14 protein-coding genes are annotated in these 13,364 nt (G+C 71.0%); 7 read left to right on the forward strand and 7 right to left on the reverse strand.

Features of this window, described 5'->3' with window-relative positions; all coding sequences use genetic code 11:
- Positions 1 to 330: 330 nt before the first annotated feature.
- On the forward strand, positions 331 to 1,083 hold the full coding sequence (locus BJ999_RS02680; RefSeq protein ID WP_179831782.1) for an ATP-binding protein: 753 nt from the start codon (positions 331 to 333) through the stop codon (positions 1,081 to 1,083).
- A 41-nt stretch (positions 1,084 to 1,124) separates the two neighbouring features.
- On the opposite strand, the gene BJ999_RS02685 is transcribed toward BJ999_RS02680, so the two are convergent.
- The 4 genes from BJ999_RS02685 to BJ999_RS02700 all read right to left on the reverse strand — a co-directional run bounded on the left by BJ999_RS02685 (position 1,125) and on the right by BJ999_RS02700 (position 3,701).
- Positions 1,125 to 1,610 carry a hypothetical protein gene (locus tag BJ999_RS02685; RefSeq protein ID WP_179831783.1) on the reverse strand — a complete coding sequence of 162 codons (486 nt, stop codon included), beginning with the start codon at positions 1,608 to 1,610 and terminating at the stop codon, positions 1,125 to 1,127.
- A 6-nt stretch (positions 1,611 to 1,616) separates the two neighbouring features.
- Positions 1,617 to 2,204, reverse strand: a complete 588-nt coding sequence (locus BJ999_RS02690; protein WP_179831784.1) for a hypothetical protein — start codon at positions 2,202 to 2,204, stop codon at positions 1,617 to 1,619.
- A 496-nt stretch (positions 2,205 to 2,700) separates the two neighbouring features.
- A complete protein-coding gene (locus BJ999_RS02695) occupies positions 2,701 to 2,898 on the reverse strand; it encodes a DUF397 domain-containing protein (RefSeq protein WP_179831785.1) in 198 nt (65 codons plus the stop codon).
- Entirely contained in the window at positions 2,889 to 3,701 is an 813-nt protein-coding gene (locus BJ999_RS02700) for a helix-turn-helix domain-containing protein (protein WP_179831786.1), read from the reverse strand. Before BJ999_RS02700 ends, BJ999_RS02695 begins: the two co-directional genes overlap by 10 nt.
- Before the next feature lie 200 nt (positions 3,702 to 3,901).
- On the opposite strand from BJ999_RS02700, the gene BJ999_RS02705 reads away from it, so the two are divergent.
- The 3 genes from BJ999_RS02705 to BJ999_RS02715 all read left to right on the forward strand — a co-directional run bounded on the left by BJ999_RS02705 (position 3,902) and on the right by BJ999_RS02715 (position 5,774).
- Positions 3,902 to 4,660 carry an SDR family NAD(P)-dependent oxidoreductase gene (locus BJ999_RS02705; RefSeq protein ID WP_179831787.1) on the forward strand — a complete coding sequence of 253 codons (759 nt, stop codon included), beginning with the start codon at positions 3,902 to 3,904 and terminating at the stop codon, positions 4,658 to 4,660.
- Between the two features lie 158 nt (positions 4,661 to 4,818).
- On the forward strand, positions 4,819 to 5,262 hold the full coding sequence (locus tag BJ999_RS02710; RefSeq protein ID WP_229810189.1) for a lamin tail domain-containing protein: 444 nt from the start codon (positions 4,819 to 4,821) through the stop codon (positions 5,260 to 5,262).
- Positions 5,263 to 5,489: 227 nt separating this feature from the next.
- Positions 5,490 to 5,774 (forward strand): putative quinol monooxygenase, encoded by a 285-nt coding sequence (locus BJ999_RS02715; protein ID WP_179831788.1) that lies wholly within the window; start codon positions 5,490 to 5,492, stop codon positions 5,772 to 5,774.
- Positions 5,775 to 5,803: 29 nt separating this feature from the next.
- Here BJ999_RS02715 and BJ999_RS02720 read toward each other — a convergent pair whose 3' ends face one another.
- Together BJ999_RS02720 and BJ999_RS02725 are read right to left on the reverse strand one after the other, a co-directional pair.
- Positions 5,804 to 7,123, reverse strand: a complete 1,320-nt coding sequence (locus BJ999_RS02720; RefSeq protein WP_179831789.1) for a phosphotransferase family protein — start codon at positions 7,121 to 7,123, stop codon at positions 5,804 to 5,806.
- Positions 7,124 to 7,130: 7 nt separating this feature from the next.
- A complete protein-coding gene (locus BJ999_RS02725; RefSeq protein ID WP_179831790.1) occupies positions 7,131 to 7,751 on the reverse strand; it encodes a TetR/AcrR family transcriptional regulator in 621 nt (206 codons plus the stop codon).
- A gap of 116 nt (positions 7,752 to 7,867) precedes the next feature.
- On the opposite strand from BJ999_RS02725, the gene BJ999_RS02730 reads away from it, so the two are divergent.
- Genes BJ999_RS02730 through BJ999_RS02740 form a run of 3 tightly spaced genes read left to right on the forward strand, consistent with a single transcriptional unit; the run spans position 7,868 to position 10,219 of the window.
- Positions 7,868 to 8,440: a VOC family protein gene (locus tag BJ999_RS02730; protein WP_179831791.1), complete on the forward strand. Its 573-nt coding sequence runs from the start codon at positions 7,868 to 7,870 to the stop codon at positions 8,438 to 8,440.
- A complete protein-coding gene (locus BJ999_RS02735; RefSeq protein WP_179831792.1) occupies positions 8,424 to 9,065 on the forward strand; it encodes a carboxymuconolactone decarboxylase family protein in 642 nt (213 codons plus the stop codon). Before BJ999_RS02730 ends, BJ999_RS02735 begins: the two co-directional genes overlap by 17 nt.
- Entirely contained in the window at positions 9,065 to 10,219 is a 1,155-nt protein-coding gene (locus BJ999_RS02740; RefSeq protein WP_179831793.1) for an acyl-CoA dehydrogenase family protein, read from the forward strand. Before BJ999_RS02735 ends, BJ999_RS02740 begins: the two co-directional genes overlap by 1 nt.
- Positions 10,220 to 10,284: 65 nt before the next feature.
- On the opposite strand, the gene BJ999_RS02745 is transcribed toward BJ999_RS02740, so the two are convergent.
- Entirely contained in the window at positions 10,285 to 13,251 is a 2,967-nt protein-coding gene (locus tag BJ999_RS02745; protein ID WP_179831794.1) for a DUF4132 domain-containing protein, read from the reverse strand.
- Between the last annotated feature and the right edge of the window lie 113 nt (positions 13,252 to 13,364).

The following is a 13,364-nucleotide window of genomic DNA, read 5'->3' on the forward strand; positions in this document are numbered from 1 at the left end:
GCACGCGGATCCCCCAGGGCTGCACCCCTGGGGGATCTTTCATGTGCGTTGCCCTCTCTCAGGCGCCGACCACGCTACAGCGCGCGGGGTGGCGCGTCCCGGTACCGCCGGTACGCGCAGGGGACGCGAGAGTGAAGCGTGGTATAGGGACATTTGGGCGTCTGAGTGAACGTCTCACTCGTAGATGCAACTTTCTTTTCATGACGCGGGCCGGGCGGCGGAAGGTGTGCGACGCTAGATCTGTGATTCACACATAGCGACTCGCGAAGAAAAAGGCACATGTCGCGATTGTCTGAATGCGATCTCTCCGCAACCCCGAGGGTGGGCGCCATGACGAAGACCGCGACGATGTGCGAGATCCCCTGGAGGCTGGAGGACGGCGGCTGCGCGGCGCTGCCCCTGCCCGCGGACGACTCCATCGCCCGTGTCGCCCGCTCCCATGTCACGGCCCTGCTCCCGGCGCTCGGCCTGTCCGTCCAGGACGTCCACGACATCAAGCTCATGGTCAGCGAGCTCGCCACGAACGTCCTGCAACACGCGCCGTCCGCCGACGGCCCTTCGGGCGCCGAACTCTGGGTCTACCAGCGCGGCGACGGCCATGGCCGCGACGAACTGGTCGTCAAGGCCTTCGACACGCGCAGGGACTGGTGTCCCCGCGGCACCGCCCCCGGCCGGTCCGACCACGGCCGCGGCCTGACGATCGTCGAGCTCCTGACGCAGGGCCGTTGGGGCCACCACCCGTCCCGGTCGCGGCTGCGGACGCCGGCGGCCCGCGGCAAGGCGACCTGGTTCGCCCTGCCGCTCCCGCACACCGTCCGCCGCCGCCACGTGTGGAGGGTCGAGGGCCCCTACGCGACCAAGGACCTCCAGGCCATGCTCGTCCAGCGGGGCCTCGGCCACTTCGAGGCCGAGGAGGGCACGGGCGGGACCGCCCTCACCGACGGCCGCGGCCTGACCGTCTGGTGCGAGGCGGCCAGGTTCCGCTGGCGCACCGGTTCCGGAGAGTCGGGCGGCCTCCCGATCACCGACATCACCGAAGCCTGCGAGCGGATCGTCGAACTCTGCGAGTCCTCACCCGCCTGACGCCCGGCGCCGGTCGCCTGCCGCGAGAGGCCGCCCTCGGCTCACTCGTCCGCCACCGGTGATCCGGCCTCCCGCCCGCGGCGCGCCGGCAGCCGGCGCAGGCCCACGAAGATCAGCAGGCCGCCGGCCGCCAGCAGCAGCACATTCATGATCCACTCGTGGGACGCGTCCCGCAGGTACACGGTCCCCGAGCGGCCGACGTCCCGGGCGCGGGCGCCGCCCCCCTCGCGCAGGCCCTTGCCGCTGCCGTACAGGGCCACGGTGGGACGTTCCACCGAGCCGTCGTCGGAGCGGAAGGCCCCGCGCAGCGTGCACGCCTCATGACCGGGATGCCGGATGCAGCTCCGCTCGCGCGCGGTGAAGACGCCGGGCGTTCCCTTCCCGGTCTGCGACGCGCGCAGCACGGGCCCGGCGTTGGGGATCACCAGGAGCATCAGACCCAGCCCGAACACCGCCATGAGCACTCCGAACGGCGAGACGCCCCGCGGGCGCCGGGGCGGCGCGGTCCGCGGCCTTTCGAGCGTCACCGGCCGTCACGCCGCTTCGGGGACGGGCCTGCGCCGGAGCGGTGCGGCGCACGAGCAGCGCATGGCTTCGCGCTCGGCCGCGTTCGGCCTGTTGTGCAGGTACATCGCCACCACCATGGGGATGGTGACGAGCGTGTTGTAGAACAGGTGCAGCTCCACGCGCGGCACCAGCAGCTGGATGATGCTCGTGGGCGCGGGACGTCCCGCGATGTTGGAGTCGGACATCGCCTGCACCAGCAGCAGCAGGTGCTCGAAGTGGTGCCAGACCTGGATGCCGAGGGAGACCGCCCACCAGGTGCGGGCCCGTCCGGTGAACCCGGGCAGCAGCAGGAAGAGCCCGATCAGCATGATCAGCGCGTAGCCGTAGTGCATCCACTCCGAGGTGACCAGCCACGGGAACGGCACGCCCAGCACTCCGCGCGCCTCGGGGACCGGCCAGCCGAGCACCCAGATCTGGATGGCCTGGACGATGTGCTCGGCCCAGTGGGCGATGACGATGAATGCGTAGATGTTCAGGGCCGCGCGGTGGTGACGCGTGTTGAGCAAATGCACCACCGACCGCAGCCCGCCGCGTTCTTCCAGTACGTTCGCCACCGGCGATCACCTTCCATGAGATGACGGAGACCTTCCTCATCTCAACACGTATCGCAGATGGGCGCGTCTTTCGAAATGCTCTTATGGGCGGCCACAGGTGGACGGCGTCGCCGGTCCCGCCGGTCCCGCCGCGACTCGACTTGTGCCATTCGATCCGGGATACTGCCGTGGCGCGGTTTAAGGCACATCCGAAAAAGGTCCCGCCAGCGGGACCTTTTCTGGGCGACGACGCGAGTCGGTGCAGGTCGCGGGCTACGTCCTTGATCCGGGCGGCCGGGTGCCGAAAATCCCTCACCAATGGTGCGAACTGTCGAGCGGGCGGGCCCCCGCGGTCACGAACACGATGGCTGGGGGAGCCGTGCGATCTCGGCACCGTCGAACTGTTCTCCAGTACCGCTGTGGCTTGACTTGCGCCATGAGTTCGTGAATATTGCTCCGGTACGGCTTATGGCGGGCCGAACGAGAACCGCCATGGCGGCCGAATGGTAACGGCGCATCAGGGTGCGTCGTAGGTTCCGCGCCTGATATCGGCGGCGAGCCGGCGGAAGTCGTCCGCCGAGAGCCTGAACCGGAAGCCGGCCGGGTTCTTGCTGTCGCGGATCACGATATCGCCGGACAGTCGGCCGACCTCGACACAGTTGGACTGCCCGCTGGTGCCGCTGCGGCTCGACCTGCGCCAAGAGGTCATGCCCATCGCTCCGATTCGGCTTCCAGAAGGAGCCTGGAAGGGCCGATCGGAGTGGCGATGTCACTGATCGAGTCGTACTTCACGACCACTTCCTGGACGGCGAGCGGATCCATCAGGAACCGCCCCCGCGTCGTCGCCTCGTCATAGGCGAGATCGCGGTCGTCCACCGTGAGGACCGTGATCGGTCCGTCGAGGCCCGGGTGGGCTCCCGCCTGGTTCTCGACCACGCGGATGCTGACCTGCGGCAGCTCGCCGAGCGCCAGGAGGTGGGTGATCTGGTCGCGCATGATCTCGCGCGAGCCGACCAGTTGCGCCAGGGCGGCCCAGCTCACGAACGCGGTCATCCGGGGAGGCGTCTCCCTGTCGAAGACGGCGGACCTGCGTGCCATCCGTCGTTCCAGGTCGGCGTCCAGGTCGTTCGCCGGCCCGGCCGTGAGCGCCGCCCTGGCGTAGTCCGGGGTCTGGAGCAGGCCGGGGATCACCGTGGGCTCCCACATGCGGATCCGGGACGCGCGCCGCTCGAACCCGGCGAGGGACGAGAGCCAGTCGCCCTCGTCCGCCGCGCCGGCGAAGCCGACCAGGTCCGTGAACATCCCACCGGTGTTCCAGAGGCGGTCGACGGTCTCGGCGTGGGACGGCTTCAGGTGAAGCGTCGCGGACTCGTACCGGGAGACGGTCGAGCGGTCGCAGTCGAGGACGTCGCCGAGGGCCTGCCCCGACATGCCGTTCGCCTCGCGGTGGCGGCGCAGATGAACCGCGATGAAATGCCACATCGAGCGTGACGGGTCCAGTGAGTCCCGGGCGTGCATGGCCCCTCCGGTTTGTCGCGATCCATTCCGGAACGTAGCGAACCTATCGCGGAGAGTGCGGGTTGCGGGCCGCATCAGCGGAAACGTCCGAAGTGGCCGCGCCGACGCCGCCGCCCAGGGCGCCCGGGAGCCGGACGCCGGGTGTGGTCGTCGCGCCGGGGGCGGGCGATCATGGAGATGGGTCCAGGGGAGGGGGCGGCGTGGGTCGGGCTTATGTGGTGACCGGTGGCGGGCGCGGCGTCGGGCGGGCGATCGTGGAGCGGCTGGCGGCGGACGGCGGGCATGTCGTCGTCATCGAGGTGGACGCGGCGGCGGTCGACTGGGCTCGGGAGCGGGCGGACGTGACGGCGGTCGTGGGGAGCGCGGCGGACGAGAAGGTCGCGGAGCGGGCCGCGGACGCGGCGCAGGACGCGGGGACGCTCGCCGGGTGGGTCAACAACGCGGCGGTGTTCCGGGACGTCGTCGATCCGTCCCCGCAGGAGCTGCTCCGACTCGTGGCGCTGAACTTCGACCCGGCGGTGGTGGGGTCGGTGACCGCCGTCCGGCGCTTTCTGGACGCGGGGGCGGGCGGCGCCATCGTCAACGTGTCGTCGCATCAGGCGCAGCGGCCGGTGCGCGGTTCGCTGCCCTATGCCACGGCGAAGGCGGCGGTGGAGGGGCTGAGCCGCGCACTGGCCGTCGACTACGGGCCGCACGGTATCCGGACGAACGTCGTCGCGCTCGGGTCGATCACCACCGCGCGGTACGAGGACTTCCTCCGGCGGCAGGAGCCCGGGGAGGCCGCGCGCATCGAGAACGAGATGCGCCTGCTCCACCCGGTCGGGCGGGTCGGGCGGCCGGACGAGGTGGCCGCCGCCGTCGCGTATCTGCTCTCGGACGAGGCGAGCTTCGTCAACGGCGCCGTGGTCCCCGTGGACGGCGGGCGGCACGCGGTCGGCCGCGATCCCGAGGAGGTCTGAGAACCCCGTGTTTCCCCGGACTACCTGGGACAACGCGGTAAGTGGGACGCGCGGTCGGGGCCTGCGGTTGGCCTCCGGCCCGGACACGGCCATAACCCCCCACGGGTCGGCGAATACCGGTACATCTAGGGATTCGTCGATCGAAGGGGTGCCCAGGGGTGAGGAAGCTTCTCGTTACGGGGGCCGCCGCCGTCGCGGTGGCGGGCGGGGTGCTGGTGGCGACGCCGGCGGAGGCCGCGAGCGCCGTTCAGATCTACCGGGTGTACTACGACTCGCCCGGGAGCGACAAGGGGTCGAACGCGTCGCTGAACGGCGAATGGGTGCAGCTGTTCAACACGTCGAAGTCGTCCAGGAGCTTGAAGGGGGTCAAGGTCCGCGACAAGACCGGGTACACGTACACCTTCGGTTCCTTCACCTTGAAGGGCCGCAAGTCGGTTTACCTTCACACCGGCAGGGGCTCCAACAGCGCGGCGCACCGCTACTGGGGCCGGAAGTGGTACGTGTGGAACAACACCGGTGACACCGCGTACCTCCTGTACGCCGATGGCCGGGTGGCGGACAAGTGCTCGTGGGGTCGGACGGGTTCCTCGAAGTACTGCTGAACGGGTCCGCGTCGCCCTGAGCGCGAGCCACCGGTCCTCCCGGGCCGGTGGCTCGCCGCCGTTCCCAGGCCGCTCGGGGCACAGGCCCCGGCTGCGGAAAGTCGCCGCACCGGCGATGACTTCTTCGCGCCGGCCGTGTCCGTACTGGTGACCAGGGTGCGGCAGGGGATGCCGAGGACGCTCGCGCATGACCCGGCCGCCGGCACCGAGTGGACGGCGAGGCCCAAATGATCATCATTGCGGGAAGGCTGTACGTGGACGCCGAGGCCCGGGACGCCTATCTGGCCGGCTGCCGGAAGGTCGTCGAAACGGCGCGGTCCGCGCCGGGCTGCCTCGATTTCGCGCTGTCCGCCGACATGCTGGAACCGGACCGGATCAACGTGTACGAGCGCTGGGAGTCCGGCGAGGACGTCGAACGCTTCCGCGGCGACGGCCCCGGGCCCGAGCAGGCGGCGCGCATCCGCGACGCCGAGGTGCTGAGGTACGTGATCTCTGCCGTCGAGGCCCCGTGAGCGGGTCCGGCGATTCCCGTCAGGCGGCGTCAGCCGCCGGGGCGGGAGAGGTGGCGGGGGTTCGCGACCGTCAGTTTGTCGGTCACCGAGGCTCGGACCGCGGCCACGACCTCGTCCATCCGGTCGTCGAGGGCACCCGTGCGGACGGCCTCCGCCAGATCGGCGTCGGTCGCGCATCCCAGGGGCTTCAGCCGGTTCTGGTGGGCGATTCCGTGGGCGTCGCCTAGAAGGAGTTCCCTGCGGGCCATACGGAGGGCGGACGCGGCGACGCGGGCATGGAAGCGGAGGCGGTCGTCGGGCTGTTCGGCCTCCGCGAGGAACGCACCCACGGCGTCGATGAGAGCGTGCGCGTCCGGCCGGTCGTGCGGGGCGTTGTCCGGCGTGACCGCACCTTCCAGCGGATCCCGCACGGTCGCCGGCTCCGTCAATCCCAGGGCCAGGAGCAGATCGTGTTCCTGCTCGCAGACCTTCCGGCCCAGGACGGCGTACTCGATCGAAGGGTCGGAACCGCTGAGGAAACGCTCGGCCTGGTGGCGGCACAGGATCGTCCAGCGGAGGGTGCCGTAGACCTCCCACCAGTGCAGCTCTTCGAGCGTGGGCGGCGTGCCCCCGGCGGCGGCATAGCCGGCGAGGAGGTCCTCACGCGTACCGAAGCCGCCGACGGGGTGCGGGGAGCCGAACCGCCACGCCTTCACGCAGAGCCAGCCGAGGTCTTCGGCCGGGTCGCCGAGGTGGGTGAGCTCCCAGTCCAGGACGCCGGTCACGCCGCCGGGGGAGATCATCAGGTTGCCGTTGCGGAAGTCGCCGTGGACGACCGTCCGGGCGCCGGGCGCCGGGCGATGCCCGTCCAGCCAGCGCAGCGCCAGTTCCACGGCCGGACGGGCCTCGAACGCCGCGTAGTGCTCGGTGAGCGCGGCCAGGGCGTCGTCGCCGGGCAGCCCCGGGACGGGCGACATCGTGTGCAGCCGGGCCAGGATGCCGCCCAGCTCACGCGCCAGGCCAGGACGGACGCCCGCGAAGCGCTCGTCGCGCAGCAGCCGCCGCGGGATCGTCTCCCCGGACAGCCTTTCCATGATCATGTAGGGGGCGCCGTCCAGGTCGTCGCCGTGATCGGCCAGACCCGGGACCGGGACGCCGGCCGCCGCGGCGGAGGCGAGCAGGCCGGCCTCGCGGCCCATCGCGGTGGGATCGAGGGAGCCGGGCGGGTCGCGGCGCAGGACGAGCGGACGGCCGTCCGCGTCGAAGGACCAGGTCTCCCGGCTGGCGCCGCCGGACAGCCGGCGCAGCCCGGTGACCCGGGCGCCGAGCCGGTCCGCCAGCGAGGCGGCGAGGTCGCGGGTCGGTTCCATGGCTCTCCTAGTCGGGAAGGCCGAGGGCGCGGACGCTGAGGGTGTCCAGGGTCTCCAGGAGGCGTTCGGCGCCCTGCGGATCGCTGCCCTGGACGATCCACAGGTACAGGGAGTGGTCGACCATCGTGGCGAGGGCGCCCGCCGCCGTCTCCGCGTCGAGGTCGGACGGGACGAGCCCCTCCCGCTGCCAGCGCGCGATCACCCGCGCGGACCGTCCCACCGAGGAGGCCCGATGCTTGCGCCGCAGCTCCTGGAACTCCTCGTTGAACGTGGCGACCTGCTCGATGATCGCCATCATTCGGGCGTTGCGCAGGTAGGCCTCGTAGTAGGCGCGGTTGGCGCGGCGGACGCGGTCGGCGGGGCCCGGCCCCGCGGACGGCACCAGCGCGTGGTCGGTCATCTCCTCGAACAGCCGGTCGGCGACCTCCAGGAACACCGCTTCCTTGGTGGGGAAGTAGGTGTAGAAGGAGCCGTAGGCGACGCCCGCGTGCCGGGTGATGTGCGCGACCCGGGTCTCCAGGAAGCCGCGCTCCTCGAAGACCTCGCGTGCGGCGGCGAGCAGGCGCTCCCTGGTCCGGGCGCCGCGCTCGGTGAGCGGCCGGCCGCCGGGATCGTCGCCGCTGCGCATCGCCGTGGTTCCTCCCGCCGGGGGTTGACAACCCGGGAACGATATTCGAGCATCAGGCAAGTTGATATGACTGTCAAGTCAACTTCCGTGGCGCACTCCCGCCGCAAGGAGGTTCCATGAACACCGAGTTCGAACTCGGCGGCATCAACCATCTGGCGCTGGTGTCGTCGGACATGAGACGCACGGTCGACTTCTACTCCGGCGTCCTCGGCATGCCCCTGATCAAGACCATCGACCTGCCGGGCGGCATGGGGCAGCACTTCTTCTTCGACTGCGGCGGCGGCGACTGCGTGGCGTTCTTCTGGTTCCCGGACGCGCCGGACGGCGTCCCCGGGGTCTCCGCTCCCAAGGGGCGGCCCGAGCAGGGCGAACTGCTCAGCGCCGTCGGATCGATGAACCACGTCGCGTTCCACGTCCCGACCGACAAGTTCGACGAGTACCGGCGGCGGCTCAAGGACAAGGGCGTCACCGTAAGCCCCGTCCTCAACCACGACGACAGCCCGCTGGGCGTCTCCGGCGAGGTGCACGACGGCGTCTTCGTCCGGTCGTTCTACTTCCAGGACCCGGACGGGATCCTCCTCGAATTCGCCTGCTGGACGCGCACGTTCGAGGCGTCCGACGTCTCCCACGAACCGAAGACCGCCGCCGACCGGACCGCCGGGAAGGACAGGCATGCCGCGACTGCGTGAGGTCCCCCGCGCCGAAGTCACCGACGAGCAGATCCTCTTCTTCTACGACCACCTGTTCGCGCCCGACCGCGACCCGGCCGTCGACCACGGCACCGCGACCGGCTCGCCGGGCGACTGGTGGACGGTGTTCGCCCAGTCCCCGGACGTGTTCCGGCACGCCGTCCGAGGCTTCGCCCTGTACCGGGGCGCCGACCTCGACCCCGTCCTGCGCGAGCTCGGCCAGTGCCGGGCCGGGTGGGCGCGCGGCAGCCAGTTCGTCTTCTCCCAGCACTGCAAGCAGATGCGGGCCCTCGGCATGCCCGAAGAGAAGATCGAGTCCATCCCGCACTGGCAGACGGCCGACTGCTACGCGCCCCTCGAACGCGCCGTCCTCGCCTACACCGACTGCCTCGTCCTGGACGGCGGCCGCGTCCCCGACGCCGTCTTCGAGGTGCTGCGGAAGCACCTCCCCGACAAGGAGATCCTCCAGCTCACCTACATCACCTGCATGTACGACATGCACGCGACGATGTCCCGGGCCCTGCGGCTGGAGTTCGACGACCGTCCCGAACCGATCGTCGAGGTCGCGGCGCCCGAGGGGTACGGCGATCGCGACATCTCCGCCGACCTCACCGGGGAGGGCTGATGCTGTTCCCCGTGCCCGATCGTGTCCGGGACGTCCGCGACGCCGTCCACGCCTTCATGACCGAACGCGTCGAACCGGCCGAGCCCGCCCTGAACGCGGGCGACCGCGAGAAACTGCTGAAACTGCGCCAGGAGGCGAAGGACGAGGGACTCTGGGCACTCGGCCACCCCGCCGAACTGGGCGGCGGCGGCATGCCGTTCCTCGACTACGTCTACATCAACGAGGTGCAGGGACGCAGCGAGTGGGGGCAGCTCGCCCTCGGCACGTTCACCCTCCAGGACTCGCTCATGCTGCACAAGTACGCGAGCCCCCGGTGGCGCGACCGCTACCTCGCCCCGATGGTCGCCGGCGAGGTCTCCCCCAGCTTCGCGATGACCGAGCCCGCCTACGCCGGCTCCGACCCCACCCAGCTCCAGACGAAGGCCGTCCTGGACGGCGACCACTGGGTCATCAGCGGCCGGAAGTGGTTCACCACCGGCGCCGGCGAGGCCGCCTACACCACGGTCATGTGCCGGACGGAGCCCGAGGGCGCGTCCCCGCACCGCTCGTTCAGCATGATCATCGTCCCGACGGACACGCCCGGCTACGAGATCGTCCGGGAGACGCCCGTCCTCGGCCTGAACGGCGGCCACTACGAGGTCGCCTACAACGACGTCCGGGTCCCCGCGGACAACCTCCTCGGACCGCGCGGCCACGGCTTCGTCATCGCGCAGGAGCGCCTCGGGCCCGGCCGCATCTTCCACTGCATGCGCTGGCTGGGCCAGGCCCAGCGCGCCTTCGAGCTGATGTGCGCACGCCTGGGCTCCCGCGTCGCGTTCGGCGAGCCCCTCTCGGCGAAGCAGCTGATGCAGCAGCACGTCTTCGACTCCTACACCGAGATCCAGGCCGCCCGCATGCTCACCCTCCAGGCCGCCGAGCAGATCGACGCGGGCGACCAGGCCCGCATCGAGATCGGCGCCATCAAGGTCGTCGGCGCCCGCATGCTGCACAACGTCATCGACCGCGCCATCCAGACCCACGGCGCCGCCGGCCTCACCGACGACACCCCCCTCTCCCGCATGTACCGCCACGCCCGCGAGGCCCGCATCTACGACGGCCCGGACGAAGTCCACATCCAGAGCACCGCCAAACGCATCCTCAAACAATTCGGCTAGGAAGAACCGGCCTCACCCGCCCACGTCCGGTCGCCCGATCGGGCGGGTCCAGGCCGTCCCGGCGATCAGGTGGCCGTCAGTTCGGCGAGGTCGGCGAGGACTTCGGAGGCGGTGATCGCGTCCAGTTCGGAGAACCGCAGGGGCCGGGGCCCGGCCCGCCGACCGAGGTCGGCGTCCTGGTCGAGCCGGACGCGGTCGATTCGCTGTTCGGGCCAGTGGCCGATGTCACCGACGACGATGCCCGGATCGACGCTGATGACGAGGGCTCGGCCGCCGGGCAGTTCCCGGAGAACGCTGACCTGGATGCCGTTGTCCTCGGCGCTGCCCCGCCGCCATCCGCGCCTCTCCATGCCGACCAGCCTGCCGACCGGCACCGTGACGTCGTGGAAGCGTCCCAGTTCGGTGCCCGCGCGCTCCTCCTCGGTCAGCGCGTACGTGGGACGGCCCAGTTGCGGGAAGGGCTGGTTGATCTCGTAGGCGTCGAACACCTCGGCCCACGCCTCCAGGTCGCGGGACAGGTGGAGCGGGTGGGCCACCCCCACCCGGGCCGTCTCGGCCAGAGTCAGTTCGTCGTCGTGGAGGTCGGCGAACGACCTGTCCTCGGCGAGGCGGAACGCGCGGCCCTCCTCAGTGATCCACACCAGCCGCCGGGCGATGTGGCGCACCAGTGGATGATCGACGATGAGGGTCCGGAACTCCTGGACGCTCCACCGGTGCTGCACGATCATGGCTCGCTCGAAGCGCCGGAGCCGCTCGTCCGCCACGGTCCGGACGTCCTTCTTCAGGGCGGCGAACCGCTGGTGGGCGGCCGGGGCCAGCTCCTGGTGGTCGCGGACGCCCGGCTTGGGCAGGGCGGCGCGACGCTGACCGGTGTCGTCGACGACGTACGGCCGGAGCCGCTCGTCGAAGCCCGCGGTGAAGCCGCGCGGGCCGTAGTCGAGGAACATCTCGCCCCGCTCGTCCAGCCCGAAGTCGGGAACGAGCCGGTCGCCGAGCTGATCGGGGCTCAACCCGAGATCCTCGGCCAGGACGTCGATCCGCTCCTGCGCCTTCCCTCTGAGGCCCTTGTACCTGACCTTGGTGGCCGTGTCGTGGAGGTGCATCAGTGCCACGTCGCCGCCGATCGCGAGCAGGACGTCCAGGCCCTTGACCGCCTTGCTGTGGCCGCCGTCGCCCGGCCAGGCCTGGATCACCGGCGTGAACCTGCGCACCGTCTCGTCGTCGCCGAACAGCCCCAGGGCCGTCAGCACCCAGGAGCAGTCATCTGCGGCGTAACTCTGCTCGCGCAGGCCCGACAACTCGAACAGCCGCCAGGCCAGTGCGGCGAGGGAGGCGGGGGTGCAGATCTCCCTGACGACGTCGATGCCCGCGTACGGCTTGTCCGGCTTGGAGATGGAGAGCATGGTGACGATGTGGTCGACCGCGTGGGCGGGAAGAGCCCGGCCGTTCTCCCGAAGGAGCACTTGGGGGAGGAGGTAGGGGTCCTGCCAGACCGGCCGCCGCGGCATCTCCGCCGGAAGGTCGTCCAAGGGGTCTGCGGCGAGCAGCGCCTTGGCGGCCTTCGCGGCCTTGGCGCCGTACTCACCGGCCACTTCGAGGATTCCTTCGTCGCCTTCGGCCCCGGCGATGCGCCGAAGAGCCGCCTCCGCCTTGAAACGCTGCGGGCCGGTCTTTCCCAGCGCGGCGGGAATGAGGGCACGGATCTCCGCCCGCCCCTCCGACTCCGGCTTCCTGGCGGTCAGCGGTTCGAGGCCCCTGACGGCCACCCGCTTGAACTGGGGACGCTCCCGTGTCCACGGTGGCTCGACCAGCAGCCTCGGCAGGGACTCCGCCGCGGCCTCCGGCGCCCAGCGGGCGGCCGACTCGTCGATCGACTCGACGACTGCGCGGGCCGGCGCGGACAGCCGCGGCAGAACAGCGGCGACGAGGTCGGGGCCGGCCGCCACATGGTCGCGTAGCAGCCGGACGGCGTAGGAGGAGATCGGCGACGGCCCCGACGCGGCCGCCTCGCCGAGCAGCCGCAGCGCCCGCCGGGGAAAGTGGCGCGCCGTCTCGATCACGGCCTTGTGCGCGTGCGGCCGGTCGAGGCGGTCCACCAGAAGCCGGAATGCCTCGTCCGTGGCCAGCACACCGAGTGCCCGCAGCAACTCGTAGGGGTCGCGGCCGGTCTCGGTCTCCTCCTCGGCGACGGTGGCCAGCGTCGGGGCCAGCGCGGGACCGACGCCCTCGACGGCCGTGGGGAGCACGCCCGGTCTGCCGTTGAGCCAGTACCACCCGCTCTCCCCGGTGAGCAGTGTGGCGAGATGGTCGGCCGACCCCATCGTGCGCAGCACCATCATCCAGGTATGCGGCTGCAACCGGGGCAGGGAGGCGCAGAGTTCGTCGACCCACGCGGTCTGCGTCGGCACCAGGTACGCGGCGGCCAGGCGCCGCATGCCGTCACGGCGGCGCTCGCCCAGCGCGTCGACCGCCTGCCGGTACTCCGACTCGTCGGCGGCCGCGAGAAAGCCGCGAACCCGAGCCGCGACCAGTTCGAGGCAATCCAGACCGCGGTTGTAACCGGGGTCCTGCTCGTCCAGACGGCGGAGCCTGAAATGGCGCCCGTCCTCCCGCTCCTCCCAGGCGTAGCCGTCGACGAAGACGCCGCTGAGTTCGACCGTGGCCGTGGCGGCGAACACCAGGCCGTGCTCGGCGATCCACGCGTCCGCGAAGGTGGCGAACGGCTCCTCGCCGTAGGCGTAGTCGTCCCTGAACGGCCACTCCGCGGCGAGGCCGGCCGCGATCACGGCGGCGCCCTGAGGGTTCGCCTCGCCCCGCAGGTGCGCGCGGGCGGGCCCGACCAGGTCTCCGAGGCTCTGCGGGTCGTCGAGCAGGTGGTCGATCTCGTCGCGCGTCTCCTTCACCCACTGCTGGACGGCGTAGACGGCGCCGGTGTCGAGTTCGAGCGAAGGTCCGTGCGTCCCACCGCGACGTGGATGGAGTGCGGCACGCCAATCATCAGGAATGACGAGAAGATTCTCGTTCTGGGGCATGCGGGGCAGAATAGTGTCGTCGCCCGACAGAATCAGGGAAGCGCGGAACGGAATTCGCGCACATGAACCCCATCACGCCGACCGCGACCTCGACGCGGGCGGATCGACCGCCC

It is taken from the genome of Actinomadura citrea (assembly GCF_013409045.1).
In the GTDB taxonomy this organism is placed as follows: Bacteria; Actinomycetota; Actinomycetes; order Streptosporangiales; family Streptosporangiaceae; genus Spirillospora; species Spirillospora citrea.